The sequence below is a fragment of the Flaviaesturariibacter aridisoli genome (assembly GCF_004343705.1).
GTDB classification, from domain to species: domain Bacteria; phylum Bacteroidota; class Bacteroidia; order Chitinophagales; family Chitinophagaceae; genus Flavisolibacter; species Flavisolibacter aridisoli.
The window spans coordinates 1-16,201 of record NZ_SKFH01000045.1 but is presented as its reverse complement, the minus strand read 5'-3'; the positions used below and the strand labels follow the sequence as shown (position 1 = coordinate 16,201).

The 16,201-nt window shown below is 60.6% G+C and carries 14 protein-coding genes and 1 tRNA gene; 5 read left to right on the top strand and 10 right to left on the bottom strand.

The window, feature by feature from the left end; all coding sequences use genetic code 11:
* Positions 1-192 precede the first annotated feature (192 nt).
* Positions 193-266 (bottom strand) — tRNA-Pro (locus tag E0486_RS16935).
* Positions 267-960: 694 nt separating this feature from the next.
* Here E0486_RS16935 and E0486_RS16930 point away from each other — a divergent pair.
* Positions 961-1,674 carry a hypothetical protein gene (locus E0486_RS16930; RefSeq protein ID WP_131853974.1) on the top strand — a complete coding sequence of 238 codons (714 nt, stop codon included), beginning with the start codon at positions 961-963 and terminating at the stop codon, positions 1,672-1,674.
* A 268-nt stretch (positions 1,675-1,942) separates the two neighbouring features.
* Here the strand turns inward: E0486_RS16930 and E0486_RS16925 are convergent, their stop codons facing one another.
* The 6 genes from E0486_RS16925 to E0486_RS16900 form a co-directional block, all read right to left on the bottom strand.
* Entirely contained in the window at positions 1,943-2,689 is a 747-nt protein-coding gene (locus tag E0486_RS16925; RefSeq protein WP_131853972.1) for a hypothetical protein, read from the bottom strand.
* A 153-nt stretch (positions 2,690-2,842) separates the two neighbouring features.
* Positions 2,843-3,439 (bottom strand): HD domain-containing protein, encoded by a 597-nt coding sequence (locus E0486_RS16920; protein ID WP_131853970.1) that lies wholly within the window; start codon positions 3,437-3,439, stop codon positions 2,843-2,845.
* Positions 3,440-3,512: 73 nt separating this feature from the next.
* Positions 3,513-4,769 carry a sensor histidine kinase gene (locus tag E0486_RS16915; RefSeq protein ID WP_165917391.1) on the bottom strand — a complete coding sequence of 419 codons (1,257 nt, stop codon included), beginning with the start codon at positions 4,767-4,769 and terminating at the stop codon, positions 3,513-3,515.
* Positions 4,766-5,443, bottom strand: coding sequence for a response regulator transcription factor (locus E0486_RS16910; protein ID WP_131853966.1), 678 nt, complete (start codon positions 5,441-5,443; stop codon positions 4,766-4,768). The genes E0486_RS16915 and E0486_RS16910 overlap by 4 nt, the downstream gene beginning before the upstream one ends.
* The gene (locus tag E0486_RS16905) at positions 5,444-5,860 is read right to left on the bottom strand and encodes an EamA family transporter (protein ID WP_131853964.1); all 417 of its coding nucleotides are present in this window, start codon (positions 5,858-5,860) and stop codon (positions 5,444-5,446) included.
* A 44-nt stretch (positions 5,861-5,904) separates the two neighbouring features.
* Positions 5,905-6,864, bottom strand: coding sequence for a phosphatase PAP2 family protein (locus E0486_RS16900; protein WP_131853962.1), 960 nt, complete (start codon positions 6,862-6,864; stop codon positions 5,905-5,907).
* Between the two features lie 205 nt (positions 6,865-7,069).
* Between E0486_RS16900 and E0486_RS16895 the strand changes: the two genes are divergently transcribed.
* The 4 genes from E0486_RS16895 to E0486_RS16880 are packed head-to-tail and all read left to right on the top strand — an operon-like array spanning position 7,070 to position 12,746.
* Positions 7,070-7,495: a hypothetical protein gene (locus E0486_RS16895; protein WP_131853960.1), complete on the top strand. Its 426-nt coding sequence runs from the start codon at positions 7,070-7,072 to the stop codon at positions 7,493-7,495.
* A 43-nt stretch (positions 7,496-7,538) separates the two neighbouring features.
* Complete coding sequence (locus tag E0486_RS16890) at positions 7,539-8,747, top strand: TolC family protein (protein ID WP_243697471.1); 1,209 nt, start codon at positions 7,539-7,541, stop codon at positions 8,745-8,747.
* Positions 8,734-9,675 carry an efflux RND transporter periplasmic adaptor subunit gene (locus tag E0486_RS16885; RefSeq protein WP_131853956.1) on the top strand — a complete coding sequence of 314 codons (942 nt, stop codon included), beginning with the start codon at positions 8,734-8,736 and terminating at the stop codon, positions 9,673-9,675. Before E0486_RS16890 ends, E0486_RS16885 begins: the two co-directional genes overlap by 14 nt.
* Positions 9,672-12,746 carry an efflux RND transporter permease subunit gene (locus E0486_RS16880; RefSeq protein WP_131853954.1) on the top strand — a complete coding sequence of 1,025 codons (3,075 nt, stop codon included), beginning with the start codon at positions 9,672-9,674 and terminating at the stop codon, positions 12,744-12,746. Before E0486_RS16885 ends, E0486_RS16880 begins: the two co-directional genes overlap by 4 nt.
* A gap of 43 nt (positions 12,747-12,789) precedes the next feature.
* Here the strand turns inward: E0486_RS16880 and E0486_RS16875 are convergent, their stop codons facing one another.
* The 3 genes from E0486_RS16875 to E0486_RS16865 form a co-directional block, all read right to left on the bottom strand.
* Complete coding sequence (locus tag E0486_RS16875) at positions 12,790-13,509, bottom strand: phosphatase PAP2 family protein (RefSeq protein ID WP_131853952.1); 720 nt, start codon at positions 13,507-13,509, stop codon at positions 12,790-12,792.
* 96 nt (positions 13,510-13,605) lie between these two features.
* Entirely contained in the window at positions 13,606-14,604 is a 999-nt protein-coding gene (locus E0486_RS16870) for a PorP/SprF family type IX secretion system membrane protein (protein WP_165917390.1), read from the bottom strand.
* Positions 14,605-14,647: 43 nt separating this feature from the next.
* On the bottom strand, positions 14,648-16,201 hold a 1,554-nt coding region (locus tag E0486_RS16865; RefSeq protein ID WP_131853948.1), incomplete at its 5' end, for a T9SS type B sorting domain-containing protein.

The window sequence follows — 16,201 nt, the reverse complement described above, 5'->3', positions numbered from 1 at the left end:
GGCGGGCGGAGTCGGGAAGATGGCGCTTCGAGCGCCACGACCCTGGCGCCCAAGGCGCCATGCGCTACCGGGCAAAAAAAGAAGGCCCGGGGCGCTCTTTTGTCGGGCGCCGCCCGACGTAGCCCGCCACGAAGATCAGCAGGGTACAAAAAAAAAAGCCCGCCTCACTCTTTCGAGCTTTGGCGGGCGGAGTCGGGAAGACAGGATTCGAACCTGCGACCCCCTGGTCCCAAACCAGGTGCGCTACCGGGCTGCGCTACTTCCCGAAAAATTATCCACGCGAACCGGCGACCCTGGCGCCAAAGGCGCCATGCGCTACCGGGCTGCGCTACTTCCCGTCACTGCCAGCTTTAGCTTTAGCGAAAGCTGGCCAACGTCGGCCGATGCTTTCGCGACGGCCGGGGAGGGCGGCAAAGCTAGCCTTTTCAACCTAAGCGAGCAAAAGAGTTTGCCAACGGCTTCTTTTTCTCGAAAACCTTGTTTAGATTTAATCCAGCAACCAAAACCAACCCATTATGCCGGTTTCTCCCGAGACGGCGTCACCAACCACTGCAAATGCCTGCGCCCAACGCCGGTTTTTTCAAAACTTCTTCGGAATGCCTTCCGGCTACGAAAGAGGCACCGGTAACTTGTTTTTAGTGCCTGTCGCGAACGAAGTACCCATTCACAACTTCTTTCAATCGCCTTTTGCCCACAAAGGAGGCTTTCCAAACTTTTTCGGAAGGTCTTCTTCGGTCGAAGAAGCCACCTGTAAAAAGTTTTTGCCCCTTCCCTGTACGCAGACACCCTTCATAACTATTTCCGAACCCTTTCGGCCTACGCGACCACCCTTCCCAACTTCTTGCAATGGTTTTTCGCGTACGCGGAGCCCGCTCCTAAGTTTTTTCCAGGAATTAATCCACCGTACCTATCCTTTCTTGAGTCGACGATTATTTACTTAACCCCATAAAAATCAACGCAATGAGAAATGAAAAGTGCTTCTTTGGAAACCTGCTGACCAGCGCCGGCGCCCCGCAGCTACAGAAATACGGACGCAGTGCCGTCGCCCGCCTTGAGCCCGATTTTCCTGAAAAAGCGGCCTTGCTCCGACCGAAACTGGTCGCTTTCGAGGAGGAAGAGGGACTCACGGGTAGTGCCGAGGTAAGCAAACAGGGGCATGTGGCCTCCGCCGATGACCAGCTGAAGGCTTTTAAAAAGTACATCAAAATAGCCGAGGGTGCCATCCGGTACGCAGCCGGCGAGGGGTGGAAAAAGGCGGAACTGTACTGCGATTTTTTCCCGTACGGACTTACGGAATATACATTGGTCAATAAGACAAGCATGAGCGACCTGGCGGAGCGCCTGCGCCTGGGTGCCGTCAAGCACGCGGTGAAGTTGCCGGTGGAGCTGGCGGAGCGCCTGCAGGCCATCAAAAGCAACTGGGATACCGCCTTTACCCAGCAGGAAAGCGGTAAGGAACATGTGCAGGAAAAGAAGATCGTAACCGGCGCCGCCCGCACTGCCTTCGAGAAGGCCTTGCTGACCGCGATGCACGAGGTTGCCGCACTCTATCCCGGCGACGTGAAGGCCTGCACGCGTTACTTCGAGCTGCGCCTGCTCAAGGCCTATTCGCGCAGCGAGGCAGACCCGATCGCGGCGCCCGCGCCCGCCGCGCCGGCCGCCGCGCAGGCTTGATCGATATCGGGCTGTTTCGGCATGCAGCCCTGGTTTAGGAAAACGGGCAATGGGGTATCGTCCCCCGCGCCTTGCATTGTGTCATAACGCGCTGCGGTTTCGGCCCGCGGTGTTCGGTGAAAGCCTGCCGGTTTCGTCCACGGGCTGCGCTCGTTCTAAAACGCGGAGCTTCCCGCGATCGTTTTGTAATCATAAACAGGGACGCCCGGCGGTATCGACCCGCCGGGCTTTTTTGTGCCTCTCCGAAGAGGCCTGCACGAAAGCTTACTTACTTCCCGCCGTTGGCCCGCAGGTCGGCGCGGCAGGCCTCGTCGAGGCGGGGCAGCGGCTTTTTCATCAGGAAAGAAGGCGACTCCTCGGTCTCGGTGAGGTAGTACATGAGGCAGTTCCTGTTCCGGCAATGCTTCCCGTGGTCGTTGTCCTTGTGGTCGCTTTGCAGCGCCGTGCCCACGTTCACGAGCCCCATCAGGTGGGCCACTTCGTGCTGCAGCACTTTCGTTTCGAGGTCGGAGCGGCTCGGGCGTCCCTTGCGGTTGGCGTTTTCCCAGATGTTCTTTCCAAACAGCACGGCCGACGTGTTGCGGTAGGCATAACCCAGCAGGTTGGGCTCTACGTACACGCCGTTGGTGTACAGGATGTAGATCGCCAGCTCGTCGCCGCGGTTGTAGCGGGTGCGGTTGGCCCTTTCAATAGCGGCCACTTCGCCGAGGCTCGAGAGGGTGTCTTTCTCCGGCGCGATGGCTTTGGTCAGCACGCGGATGCCCTGCGGCTTGTGCAGGTGCTCGGCCAGGAAGTAGTAGAGGTTCACGAGGGCGGCCGAGTCGGGCCTGAAGCCGGTCATGTATTGTATTTCTACGGTCAGCGACCGGTAGTTGCTGTCGGAAAGCAGGTCGTTGGCCGAGGCGCCGATGCGGCCGTGGTGGTACGAAAAGTCGGGGGCTTCCTCCGCAAGCGATTTGCGGCAGCCCAGGGCGGCGAGGATGGCCAGGAGTAAGACGACGGGAAGGATCTTCATAAGGTTAGTACGAATGGTGCACGGAACCAAGTTAGCCCCGCGCAGCCCGGCATTTTCCTTAGGTGTTGTTAAAGAAAGCGCCCCGCCCCAAAGGCCTGCAGGGCCTGCGGATCGAATGGTTTTCGCCGCGCATCAGCCGGGCACGGTGCTGCTTCAGCGGGTGCCCTCCAGCCGTGCCCGGATCCGTTCGATGTTTTGCTGCTTTCCCTGTGCCAGCCGTTGTTGGGCGTAGGCGGTGAAAAAGCGGTGTTGCTCCAGGAGGGTCAATGTGTTTTCGTCCCAGCGGTCGGACCTGTGGCCCAGGCGAAGGTTCATTTCCTCCCGCAACAGGGTGTCGGTAGCGGCGAAGCCGGGGGTGCCCAGGTTCCAGGTATCGGCATCGCAAATGATTTCCTGCAGCAGGTTTACCGGCCGTTGGGGCAGGCGGGTGGCGTTGATGCAGCCTTCGACCTGCTCCACCCAGGAAGGAGGCAGCGGCCGTTGGCGGCAGAAGTCGTGAAACAGCGCCACGCTGCGTGCTTCGTGGCCATCGGGCGGGCCGGTAAGTTGACCCGTGTCGTGAAACCAGGCGGCGATGCACAGCGTGCTGCGCTCGCCTGGCGCGAGCCGGTAGAACGCCGCCATTTCTCCGGACCGTGCCGCTACGGCCTGCGTATGCTGCAGGTTGTGGTACCGCAGGCGGTCGTCTGCGTAGCGCAGGAACAGGTTCGTTACATAATCGATACATCCTTCGGGCCCGGGCGCGTGCATGGTTTTTTGACTGGGGGCACAAAAACCGAACCTGTACCCAATTCTGGAGTCATTCTGAAGGCGGTGCGCGTGCTTATGCCGGCCAGGAAACACGGAAGCAATGCCGGTTGCCGGAGTGGCGGTAGGAGAGCCGGAAGCCCGATACGTCGCAGATCTGTTTGATGAGCGCGAGGCCGAGGCCTGCGGAGCCGCGGTTGCCGTTGCCGCGCTGAAAGCGCTGGTACAAGGTCTGTTCATCAAGTGCCGGTCCATCGGCTGTATTGCATACGCTGAGCGAAGCTTTATCCAGGTTCAGCTGAAGCGTTCCCCCGGTGGCCGTATAGCGCAGCGCATTGGACAGGAGGTTGTTCAGCAGGATCTGGCAAAGGGCGGGGTTGATCCGTATGATTACGGTGTCGCCGCTGTGCTCCACCTGGATCTCTTTTTCCTGCAGCAGTTCCTGGAACTCACGAAGTTTCGCGCGGAGCAGTTCGTTGACGTCCACCGGCTCGGTATCGGCAAACTGCCGGTTTTCGATCCGCGCCAGCAGGAGGAGCGAGGCATTGAGCCGGTCGAGTCGCTGCAGCGAATCGTAAGCGCCTTGTAAGGCGGCCGCTCCCTGTGCGCCCAAACCGGGTTCCTGTTGCAGGAGGTCCAGCTTGGAGCGGACCACGGCGATGGGTGTTTGCAATTCGTGGGTGGCGTTTTCGCTGAAGGTTTTGAGCGCCAGGAAGTCGAGCCGCGCCTGCCCGGCGAAGGCTTCGATCCGCTCGTTCATGAACTGGAATTCTTCCACCGTTGTGGACGGCAGGCGCAGGGGCGCGCCGTCATTGAGCTTGTAGTGGCGCACCGAGTCGAGCACGGCGTAGAAAGGCCGCCACAGGCGCTTGACGGCCCAGCGGTTAATGGCAAAGGAGAGGAGCAGGATGAACAGGATCGTGACGGTGGTTATGAAGAACAGGGTCGTTACGAGGGCGTCGGTTTGCTCGAGCGCCTTTGACACCAGCACGAGGTGCCAGCCCTGTGTGTCGCGAACAGTAAACCGGAGCTGCCTGAACTTTTCTTTGTCGCCGTGCGTGGGGTCAACCAGGTCGAGGGTCTGAAAGCGGCGCTGGTCGTTGCCGTCGGCGGCGTGAAACTCGATCAGCTGGTCGTCTACCGAGCTGCTCTCCGGGATCCGCCCGTTTTTCTGAACGTAGAGCAGGATCTCGCGCTCCTCGATGCGCAGGTCGTCGTCGATCTGTTGCAGCAGGATGTAGTGGAGGCTGACAAAGAGCGCGAGGGCCGCGACGAGGAAGATCGCGATCGTGGCCCCCACGTTGATGCGGCTGTAGCGGTCAAGCAGCTTCATGGAAGCGCGCATTTATAGCCGATCCCGTATACCGATTGAATATAGTCGGGCGCACCGGCGGCACTGAGCTTCCGGCGCAGGTTCTTGATATGGGTGTAGATAAAATCGTAGGAGCCGAGCACGTCGGCCTGCTCGCCCCAGAGGTGGATGCCGAGGGCGTTCTTGTTGATCACCCGGTTGCGGTTGCTGATCAGGTACAGCAGCAGGTCGTATTCCTTCCGCGTCAGTTCGAGCGTGGTGCCGCCGGCAAAGGCCGTATGGGCTTCGAGGTCCAGTTCGAGCAGGCCGAACAGAAGGCGTTTCTGCCCGTCATGGGCCTTGCGGCGGATGATGGCCGCCACCCGCGCGCCGAGTTCGGCGAGGTGAAAAGGTTTGACCAGGTAGTCGTCGGCGCCGGTATGCAGCCCCAGCAGGCGGTCTTCCAGCAATCCTTTCGCCGAGATGATCAGCACGCCTTCGCTGCGGCGCTCTTCCTTCAGCGTCCGGAGCAGCGACAGCCCGCTGCCGCCCGGGAGATTGATGTCCAGTACGATGCAATCAAACGTGCGGTCGTCGATGGCCCGGAGCCCGGTGGCGAAGTCATGCGCCCGCTGGCAGGTAAAGTTTTCCTGCGCCAGGTAGTCGCACATGCTTTGTGCGAGGCTGCTTTCGTCTTCGATGATCAGGATCTGCATTCAGGTAGCGATGAGCACCAAAGTTCCGGAAATAATGAGCAAAGCACCCAGCGACGTTTTCAGCGTCAGCGGCTCACCGAGGAACAGCACCGAAAGGATGATCGCCAGCGCCACGCTCAATTTGTCAACCGGTGCTACCTGCGACACTTTGCCCAGTTGCAGCGCCCTGAAGTAGAAGATCCAGGAAAGGCCGGTGGCCAGGCCGGAGAGCAGCAGGAACAGCAGGTTCTGGCGGCTGAGCCCGCTGGCCCCGGGCAGCTTGCCCCGCGCCAGCACGATGGCCCAGGCGAGGACCGTAATAACGATGGTGCGCAGGGCCGTGGCCAGGTCGGAGTCGACGTTGCGGACGCCGATCTTGGCGAAGATGGCCGTGAGGGCGGCGAAGAAAGCCGAGAGCAGGGCATAGGTCCACCACATGGTACCGGGTTGAGGGTGAAGGGAAGAACGAATTCAGGCCGCGGTCAACGAAACGTATACACCATTCCCGGCATCAGTTGGCCAAACTGGTACCGGCAGTTGAAGGAAACGGAGGCCTTCCGGGTTCCCGGTGTTTTGATCTGCGCATAGCGGTGGTAGTTGTTCACCACCAGTCGGCCGGTGGCATAGCCCAGCGCCGCGCCTGCCAGCACATCGGTGGCCCAGTGCTTGTTTTCGGTGATGCGGCTGATGCCGATCAGCGTGGCCGCCGAATAGGCCAGGATGGGCACCCAGGGCCGGTCGCGGTACTCCAGCGCATACACCGTGGCTGCGGAAAAGGCCGCCGTGGTATGGCCCGAGGGAAAGGATTGGTTGTCCGACGGTCCGCCCGGTTTGGAAAATGGCCCGAAGAAGCGGTGCGGGTCATTGCTGCCGGTTTTCGGGTCGATCACGTATGGGCGCTGCCGCCCCACCAGGAATTTGAGGGTAAATGAAAAGATGGCCGAGGAGATATACGACTGTGAGGCCAGCAGCGTGGTGGTGCGCATCTTGGTATTCTTGAAGACGTAGCCGTATAACCCGAGCCCGCCGAGCACATACACCTCGTAATTGGCGCCGAAGTTGGTGACATAGCTGCTGACGCTCCGCAGGGCGTCGCTTTGGTTGCGCAATTTCAAACCCTCTTTCTGTATCGGCTTGTCGGCAAAGGAAAGGGCAATCGTGGCGCCGGCGTACTCTGCCAGTAAGCGCCAGTCGCGGCCCTTCATATGGAAAGGCTTGGTAAAGCCTTGCTTGATGTCGGAGCCCAGCAGGATGAAATAGGAGCCCGGCGTAAGGCGCGTAGCGTTGTTGTAGGCGCCCGGGGCTGTGTTGTTGATCTGCTTGTCGGCGCTGTCGGTCTTTCGGCCGAGGCTGTCGAGCTTCCGGAGCAGCGAGTCGGGTTGCTGGCTGGAAGCCGTTAGTGTAGCGAACAAAAAGAGAAGTCCGCAGAGGGATCGTTTCATAATTCGGGGATTCTGTGGCCATCACGCCGGTAAAAAAACATACCGATCAGCCGCCCGGGATAAAAGCGATCCTTCCCGGAGCCGGGATTACGCAAACTGTGGTGCGACTCTGAAGACAATCTGAATTGGGGCGGTTTTGCTTCAATAGGGCTGCTTCAGGAAGTCGACAGATTCCTTGTATACGTTTGGCTCTAAATCCGGTGTTATGAATAAGTATTTCCTGAGCCTGGTATTCCTATTCCTGAGTTGCTGCGTGCGGGCGCAAACCGGGAAGGCCGTCAACGTGCCCGGGGTGGTCCGGGCGGCCTTTCAAAAAGCATATCCCGGCGTCGCCGGCACCTGGGAAAAAGAAGGGCGCGCCTACGAAGTGAATTTTCAGAAGGGAGGTAAGGCGATGTCCTGCGTCATCAACGGCAGGGGTACAATTGTTGAAACAGAAACGGAGATCCGGCCGGAACGTTTACCTGCGGCCGCACGGAGCTACCTGCAGGCGCACTACCCCGGGCAAGCCCTTAAAGAGGCCGCCCGGATTGTAAAGGCCGGCGGCCGGCTGGAGTTTGAAGCGAATGTCGGGACGATGGACGTGTTATTCGATGCCAATGGAAATTTTATCCGAACGGTCAAAGATTAGGAGGGGGGCGCCCCGGTGCCGGCTCCTGCTTTTCCTATTGGCCTTGCTGGCCGCGACCGGGGGTAGGGCGCAGACCCGCGACCTGCCTTATTTTATAGAAGAAGCACGCGCCTCCAGCCCGGCCCTGCGCGACCTGCAAGGGCAGTTGACTGCGGCGCGCATCGACTCGCTCCTGTTGCAGGCTGCCCGGCGCACGCAGGTGGCTTTTCAAAGTACCAACAGCTATGCGCCCATTATCCGCGGCGTGGGCTACGACGAAGCCATCACCAATATCGCCAACGTGTCGGCGCTGCTGCAGGCCACGCGCAACTTTTCCACCCGCGGCGCCGTGCAGGCACAGCTGCAAACCATAGCGCTGCAGCGCCAGGCGCTCATGGATACCCTGCGGCTCTCGCAGCAGGACCTCGTGCGTACGATCACCGATCAATACATCACCGCCTACGGCGACCAGGTGACGGCCGATTTCGGTCACGAGATCTACCTGCTGATGCGCCGCGAAGAAGAGGCGCTGAAGAAGCTGACGGAGAAAGGCGTGTACAAGCAGGTGGACTACCTCAGCTTTTATGTAACGATGCAGCAGCAGGATCTGGCCGCGCTGCAGGCCGGCATCCAGTACGCGGCCGACTTCCTGACCCTGAACTACCTGGCCGGGATCGTCGACACGAGTGTGTTGCGCCTGGAGCCACCGCGCCTCCCCGACAGCCTGCCTGACTTCTACGGATCCGTTTTTTACACCCGCTACCGCACCGACAGCCTCCGGCTGGCCAACGAGCGGAGCCTGCTGCGTTATCAATACAAGCCGAAAGTAGGGGCCTATACCGACGCCGGCTACCAGTCGTCGCTGCAGAACACAGCCTGGCGCAACTTCGGATTCAGCTTCGGACTGAGCTTGCTGGTACCGATCTACGACGGGCACCAGCGCCAGCTCCGCGAGCAGCAGCTGGACATCCGCGAGCGGTCGCGCGTGAACAGCCGCGACTTCTATGTGCGCCAGTATACGATGCAGGTTGCACAACTGCGCAAACAGCTCCAGTCCATTGATCAACTGAATGTGCGCCTGCAAAAGCAGATCGAATTTTCGCGCACCCTCATCGAGGCCAACGGCAAGCTGCTGCAGGTGGGTGATATCACGATGAAAGACTACGTAACGGCGATCAACAATTACCTCAACGCGCAGAATTTACTCCGCCAGAACACGCTGGGCCGGTTGAAAGTGTTGAGCCAGCTAAACTATTGGAATGCGAAACCCTGATTGGAAATTGGTAGGGCTGCTCGCCGGCGCCCTTTCCGCATTGCCGGCCTGCAAAGAGAAAGCGGCCAGTGCCGGCGAAGAGGCGCCCGCCGACGTGCGTACGCCGGTGACCGTTACCGAGGTGGCCATCGGCCCGCTGCAAACCTTTGTTGAGCTCAACGCCACTTCCGCGTACCTGCAAAGCAACTACATCAAGGCCACCGCCAACGGCTATATCAAGCAGGTGGGGGTGAAGCTGGGTCAGCGGGTAGCGCCGGGGCAGACCGCCTTTGTGATCAAAACAAAGGAAGCCGAGGCGCTGGGCAATACGATCAACCGCCTCGATCCGTCGCTGCACTTCACGGGGCTCATTCCCATACGGGTGACGACGGCGGGCTTTGTACAGGAACTCAACCACCAGCCCGGCGACTATGTGCAGGACGGCGAGCAGCTGGCCGTGCTGGCCGACGGCAACAGCTTCGGCTTTGTGCTCAATGTGCCCTACGAGTGGCGGGCTTTTGTGGCGGTCGGTGCTTCGCTGGACGTGACCCTGCCCGACGGGCGCCGCTTGCCCGGCCGCGTCAGCCGCCTGTTGCCGTCGGTGGATTCGGTGGCGCAGACGCAGCAGGTGCTGCTGCAGGTAAAAACCCCGACCCTGCTGCCGCAGAACCTCGTGGGACGCGTGCGTCTGGTGAAAGAACAGAAGAACGGGGTTGTTTCCCTTCCCAAGGGAGCCGTGCTGGCCGATGAGGCGCAGGCGCATTTCTGGGTGATGAAGATCCTGGACTCGGCAACGGCGGTGAAGGTTCCGGTGATCCGGGGCCTGGAGACCGCGGACCGCGTGGAGATCGTGCGGCCGCTATTCAAACCCGGCGATAAGATCGTGCTCACCGGTAACTACGGCCTCCCCGACACGGCGAAGGTGCTCATCCAGAAATCCGACCAATGAACTCTTACTTCACCCGTTATAAGAACCCGGTGGCGGTGCTGCTTGCCCTCATCATCATGGGCGGCCTGTATGCCTACAGCAAGCTGCCCACGGCGCTGTTTCCCGAGATCACCTTTCCCAAGATCAAGATCATTGCCGATGCGGGCCTGCAGCCGGTAGACAAGATGATGGTAACCGTGACGACGCCCCTGGAAAGCGCCGTGAAGCTGGTGCCCGACCTCGCCGACGTGCGCAGTACGACGAGCCGCGGCTCCTGCGAGATCTCCGCCTTTATGAACTGGGATGCCAACATCGACCTGAGCCAGCAGCGCATCGAGTCGCGCATTGCGCAGATCCGCAACACCCTGCCGCCCGACCTGCAGATCACGGTAGAGCGGATGAATCCCTCGATCCTGCCGGTGATCGGCTACACGCTCGAAACAACGCGCAGCGATGAGAACGCGGTAGACCTGAAGCATATCGCCCTGTACAACATCCGGCCCTACCTGTCGCAGGTGCCGGGCGTGGCGGAAGTGCGCATTATCGGCGGCAAGCAGAAAGAATACTGGCTCACGCTCGACCCGCAAAAGATGAGCGCACTCGGCATCACGCCCGACGCCCTTTCGGCCGCACTGGCGCAAACCAACTTCATCCGGTCCAACGGTTACCTGTCCGACTACCGCCTGCTCTACCTCACCGTCACCGATGCCACCGTGCATTCGCTCAACGAGCTGCAGGAGCTTGTTGTGTCCAATAACAGCAAGCGGGTAGTGCAGCTGCGCGACATCGCCACGGTGAACGTGCAGCCCGGCGTGGAGTATGCCAAGATCAACGCCAATGGCCGCGAGGGGGTGCTGATCGCGGTGATCAAGCAGCCCAACGCCAACCTCGTGGCGTTGAGCCGGTCGATGGAAGAACGCGTGGCCGCCCTGGGAAAGATCCTGCCTGCCGGGATCACGATCAAGCCCTACTATGTACAGGCCGACTTCGTGTCGGATGCCGTTCACAGCGTAACCGACAGCCTCTGGATCGGCCTCGCGCTGGCCATCATCGTGGCCATCATCTTCCTGCGCTCGGTAAAGGCCAGCGCCACCATCCTCATTACGATCCCGGTCACGATCTGCCTCACGCTGGTGGGTATTTACGCCATCGGCTACTCGCTCAACATCATGACCCTCGGCGCGATCGCCGCGGCCATTGGCCTCATCATCGACGACGCCATCGTGGTGATGGAACAGATCCACCGAAGCCACGAGGAGCATCCCGGCGAGCCGGCACCGGTGGTGGTGCAGAAGGCCATCAAATACCTGCTGCCCGCCATGGTGGGTTCTTCGCTGAGCACCATCGTCATCTTCATTCCCTTTGAGCTGATGAGCGGCGTTGCCGGTGCCTACTTCAAGGTGATGACGCACACGATGATCCTGACTTTGGTCTGCTCGTATTTCGTTACGTGGCTGGGATTGCCGGTGATCTACCTGCTGCTCACCCGCCGCCGGCGCGCCAAGCTGCGTGTGAAGGCGGAGGAGGTGCATGCCGTGAAGCAGCAACGCTGGGTGTCCGCCTTTATTCACCGCCCCTGGATCAGCGTCGTGTTGCTGCTGCTGTTTGCCGCGGCCATCGGGCTCATCCTGCCCCGCCTCGAAACGGGCTTCCTGCCGGAGATGGATGAAGGCAGCATCGTGCTCGATTACAAGTCGCCGCCGGGCACCTCGCTGGAGGAAACGGACCGGATGCTGCGGCAGGTGGAAAAGATCGTCAGCGCGGTGCCCGAAGTGGCGGCGTACTCGCGGCGCACCGGCACGCAAATGGGCTTTTTTATTACCGAACCCAACGACGGCGACTACCTGATCCAGCTAAAGAAAGACCGCCGCCGCTCGTCGGAGGAAGTGATCTCGGAGATCCGCCAAAAGGTGGAGTCTTCGCAGCCGGCCCTGCAGATCGATTTCGGGCAGGTGATCGGCGATATGCTCGGCGACCTGATGGAGTCGGTGCAGCCCATCGAGATCAAGATCTTCGGCGATGACGTGGCGCGCTTGCAGGAGCTGTCGAAGAAGGTTGGTGAAATCACCGAAGGGGTAGCAGGGGCCGCCGACGTATTTAACGGCATCGTTATTTCCGGCCCCACGGTCAGCATCATCCCCGACAACCGGCAGCTGGCGCAGTACGGGATCACGCCTCAGGCTTTACAAAGCCAGGTGCAGCTCGCGCTGCAGGGCCTTGATGGCGGCGGGATCCTGGAGCGGGAGCAACTGACGCCGATCCGGATCGTGTACCCGGGAAATACGCGGCAAAGCCTGGAGGGCATCCGGAACCTGCAGGTCTTTTTGCCGTCGGGCCGGCTGATGCCGATCAGCAGCCTGGCGCGTGTTGCGGTCAGTCCGGGGCAAGCCGAGATCCAGCGGGAGAACCTGCAGGCCATGGGTGTGGTCACCGGTCGCCTCGAGGGCCGCGACCTGGGAAGCACGGTCCGCGGCATCCAGCAAGCGGTGTCGAAGCAAATCGTGTTGCCGCAGGGTTATCATATCGAATACGGCGGTGCTTTTGCCGAGCAGCAGCGGTCGTTTTCCGAACTGCGCCTCATTCTTATCACCGCCTGCCTGCTGGTGTTCGGCGTGATCCTTTTCCTGTTCCGTGATTTCCTGGTGGCGCTGCTCATCCTTGGTATTGCGATCCTGGGTATTGCAGGCTGTTGCGCGGCGCTGCTGCTTACCGGCACGGCCCTCAACGTGGGCAGCTATACCGGCGCCATCATGATCGTAGGCATCATTGGCGAGAACGCCATCTTCACCTTCCTGCAATACCGCGAGGCGTTGCGTGAGCAGCAGGATGTGGACGAGGCAATCGTCTATTCGATCTCCACCCGCCTGCGACCGAAGCTGATGACGGCCCTTGGCGCCATCATTGCGCTGATGCCGCTGGCCCTGGGCATCGGCACCGGCGCCGAGCTGCACCAGCCGCTCGCCATTGCGGTGATCGGCGGCTTCGTGGCGGCACTGCCCTTGCTGCTCATTGTGCTGCCTACAGTGCTGCGCGTCATCGGCCACCGGCGGGCACACAGGGAGGTACCTCCCGATTCAGCTGAGGCGCCGTAACTGCACTTCCGCGTCTGCGAAGCGATCTGGTGATCCATTGTCCCTACTGCGCCCTTTCGGCTTGCTCCTCCGTTTCGCCGGTTTCCATAGTCGCCTTCTTTTTCATCCGCTGCATGATCAGGATAGATAGTCCGAGCCAGGAGGCACCGATACAGAAGCCGGCCAGCACGTCGGTGGCGAAGTGCATGCGCAGGTAAATGCGGCTGAATCCTACCAGCAGTGCCCAGGCAATGAGCACAGCGGCAAGCGCGAGGCGCAGCCAGCGCGGCAACTTCAGCTTCCAGGCCAGGTAGGCCAGCAATCCGTAGAAAATAAACCCGGAGGTAGCATGCCCACTCGGGAAACTGAAGTTGTGCAGCGGCTCCAGGATCGGGTTGGGTGGCCGGAGGCGGTGGAACGTCAGCTTCATGAAATAATTGATGGCAAAGCCACCGATGCCGATCACGAAGATCTCGATGCAGCGCAACCAGTTGCGGCGGACGAGGTACCACCCGATCGTGAGGCCGTAGGCGATCTGCAGAAAGGTGGCGGAGGCCGTAAACGTAACGGCCTCCATGAACCGCGTGCCCGCGGCACTGATGCGCGGGGCGATCATCCCGAACACGCGAATGTCGAAGGCGACTTCGCCCTCGCCGATCACCTCGTGGAAAATGAGGGCAAAAACAGATACGCTGATCAGCAGCAGGAAGAGGAGCAGGGCACCGGTGCCCGCCAGTTTCTTCAGGTAATGGCGCAGGAAGCGGGTAAAGAGCATACCCGGCATCCGGAAAAAGCTGTGCCAGCACCCGTCGCCCGTAAAGATCCCGGCCGTAGGATGCAGCCGGGATGCAGGGTGTTGGTTCTTCTAAGGACAGGCCCTTTATTTCCACGGGCAATACAGGAGTTTCGAGGGTTCACGGATGCCCCGGTAGATGAGGCTTACTTCCCAGGTATTGGGGCGTGGGGAGGCGGTCTTCAGCTTCGAAAGCGTTACGTCGTACGACACGCCGATCTGCATGCTGTTGAGGGCATAGCCAACGTAGGGCACGATGGCGTTTTTCGACCAGTACCACAGGCCGGCGTTGATCAGCGAAGTTTCGCCGATGTAGTAGCCGAGTGCGCCGCCGATCGACACGTAGTTGGCGTTGCGCTGAAACTGGTAAATGGCGGCGGTGCTGAGCAGCAGCCGGTTGTTGAGCACCTTCTCGAAGTTGGCGTGTGCTACGTGGCGTATGGGTAGCACCTGGCGGTCGTCTTTGAGAAAGGTTTGCCGCGGGCCGTTGAGGTGGTAGGCGGAGGTGCCGATGTCGAAGTTGGTTTCCTCGCTTTTTATGCTGTAGGTAATGCCGGCGCTCAGCGACAGATAGGGTTTCATGTTGTCGAGCGAGGCTTCGCCGGTGGGGAGGCTGGTGTTGAAGCCGAAGCCGGTGAACTGCTCTTCGAAGTCGAGGCGGGTGTAGTCGATGAAGCGGCGGCCGTAGGTGCCGCCGAAGCCGATGTTGACACGATGGGTAAACTCGTCGTTTTCCACCACACGAAGGCTGTACGAGCCGGTGAGGGTGCCGTAGGTGCTGCGCACGGCGCCGCCCATGGTGCGGTCATACATCAGCAGTACGCCCACGCCCCAGATGGTGGCCTGCTCGGGCATATGAGCCACTTTGTGCTGCAGGATCTTGCTGTCGAAGGAAAGCGTCCCGGAAACGTAAGGATGTACGGGGCCGGCCCACTGGTCGCGGAAGTGGGCGATGGCCCGCCAGTCGGAGTTGATGTTGGCGGTAAGGGCGGGGTTGATGTTAAGCGGCGAGGAAAAGAATTGGGAAAAGGCGGGGTCTTGCGCCACGGCACGGGCAGGCAGCACCAATGACAAAGCGATTGTCATTGTTCTCAGACAAATCATGTTGGATGTGTTTATAGGTTAGCGTTCAACGTAACAAAACCGAGTTCCCGCTTCGCTTGTAATACTTCCCGTCCTCGCCCACGGCTTCCAGTGTCCACGTGTAGGTATCGTTCACTTGCGGTTGTCCTTTGAAGAGTCCGTCCCAGCCAAACCCGATGATGTTGGTTTCAAACATCAGCTGTCCCCAGCGGTTGAAGATCCGGAAGTAATAGAGCTCGCGGATGTTCACTGTCAGCGGGTAGAGGCGGTCATTGTGTCCGTCGTTATTCGGGCTCCAGGCTTTGGGCACGAAGATGTCGGACACGATGTTTTGAGGGCGGGCAGTACGCACCTGTACTAATACGGTATCTACGGTTTTGCATCCGCTGCCATTGTCGATGCGGATGAGGTATTCCTGGTCCTGGTTGTGGTAGAATACCGGGTCGTAGACGGTCGATCGGTTCAGGCCCGTCGGGGGCATCCATTGGTAGGTACAATTAGTCCCCAAATTCCGGGCCCGGAGTTGCTTGGGTACGAAGATGTCGGCAATTTCTGTGGGATAGCGGGTGCCGGCGCCACCGGGGTCGATGGCGATGGTGGCGGAGCTGTTGAGGTTGCTGTTGGTGCAGCGTATATCCGACACGCTTTGCAGGGTATAGATGGTGGTGGATGCGGGCGATACCGCGAGGGCGTAGGGCGAGCTGCTGATGCCGGTGAGGGTGCGGGTGCTGTCGCCCTCGGTGTAGACAAGGGTCCAGGGCGCGGTGCCGATGCAGTGGATGTAGAGCGTGTCGGTGCCGGGGCTGCAGCGTTGGGCGCCGCCTTCTATGCGGGCCGACGGTGTTTGCTGCAGGGTAGCGGGCACCTGGGTGTTGCAGCCGGCGCCGTCCTGCACGAGCACCAGGTACGACCCGGCGGAGAGGTTGCCGAAAGTACCCGAGGGCTGGTAGCTGCTGCCGCCGTCGATGCTGTAGGAATAGGGCGGCATGCCGTTCGTGGCGGTGGCGGTGATGGCGCCGCCGCGGTCGGAGCAGCTCAGGTTCTGGGCGCTGGCGGCGAGGGCGAGGTTGGAGATCCGTACTTGTACGGGAGCGATGCGGCTGCAGCCGCCGGCGGTGCCTTTGATGTAGCAGGTGCTGCTGACGCTGACGGCAGACGGGTTGAGCAGTGGTATGTTGGCATCGGCATTCTGCCAATAGGTGTAGGTAAGGCCCGCGCTGCTGCCGGCCGTCACGGCCGCGGCGGTGATGTCGACGGAGCCGCCGTTGCAGGAAGCGGCCGGGTCGGTGATGCGCAGCGTTGGACCGTTGATCGTGAGGTGCAGCGTAACCGTATCGGGGCAGCCGCCGGCGTTGGTCGAAATATGGTTGTAGTCGCCGCTTTGCGCGTACGATAGTCCGTACCAGGTGATCGCGTTGCAGGATACAGCGGTCGTATCGCTGTGGTTGCCTTGACCGACGGTTAAGTGCAGCGTGACCGTATCCTGGCAAGCACCGTTCACACTCACGTAGTCGTAGTCACCGCTCTGGGTATAGGTCTGTCCCTGCCAGGAGAAGGAGCCGCAGGCAGTAGCCGTGGTATCGGTATGCACACCAGAGGC

Coding starts and splice junctions, on each gene's coding strand:
- E0486_RS16925 (WP_131853972.1), bottom strand. CDS start 2,689: ATGAAGATCCTTCCCGTCGTCTTACTCCTGGCCATCCTCGCCGCCCTG.
- E0486_RS16920 (WP_131853970.1), bottom strand. CDS start 3,439: ATGCACGCGCCCGGGCCCGAAGGATGTATCGATTATGTAACGAACCTG.
- E0486_RS16930 (WP_131853974.1), top strand. CDS start 961: ATGAGAAATGAAAAGTGCTTCTTTGGAAACCTGCTGACCAGCGCCGGC.
- E0486_RS16875 (WP_131853952.1), bottom strand. CDS start 13,509: ATGCCGGGTATGCTCTTTACCCGCTTCCTGCGCCATTACCTGAAGAAA.
- E0486_RS16895 (WP_131853960.1), top strand. CDS start 7,070: ATGAATAAGTATTTCCTGAGCCTGGTATTCCTATTCCTGAGTTGCTGC.
- E0486_RS16885 (WP_131853956.1), top strand. CDS start 8,734: ATGCGAAACCCTGATTGGAAATTGGTAGGGCTGCTCGCCGGCGCCCTT.
- E0486_RS16915 (WP_165917391.1), bottom strand. CDS start 4,769: ATGAAGCTGCTTGACCGCTACAGCCGCATCAACGTGGGGGCCACGATC.
- E0486_RS16905 (WP_131853964.1), bottom strand. CDS start 5,860: ATGTGGTGGACCTATGCCCTGCTCTCGGCTTTCTTCGCCGCCCTCACG.
- E0486_RS16870 (WP_165917390.1), bottom strand. CDS start 14,604: ATGACAATCGCTTTGTCATTGGTGCTGCCTGCCCGTGCCGTGGCGCAA.
- E0486_RS16900 (WP_131853962.1), bottom strand. CDS start 6,864: ATGAAACGATCCCTCTGCGGACTTCTCTTTTTGTTCGCTACACTAACG.
- E0486_RS16880 (WP_131853954.1), top strand. CDS start 9,672: ATGAACTCTTACTTCACCCGTTATAAGAACCCGGTGGCGGTGCTGCTT.
- E0486_RS16910 (WP_131853966.1), bottom strand. CDS start 5,443: ATGCAGATCCTGATCATCGAAGACGAAAGCAGCCTCGCACAAAGCATG.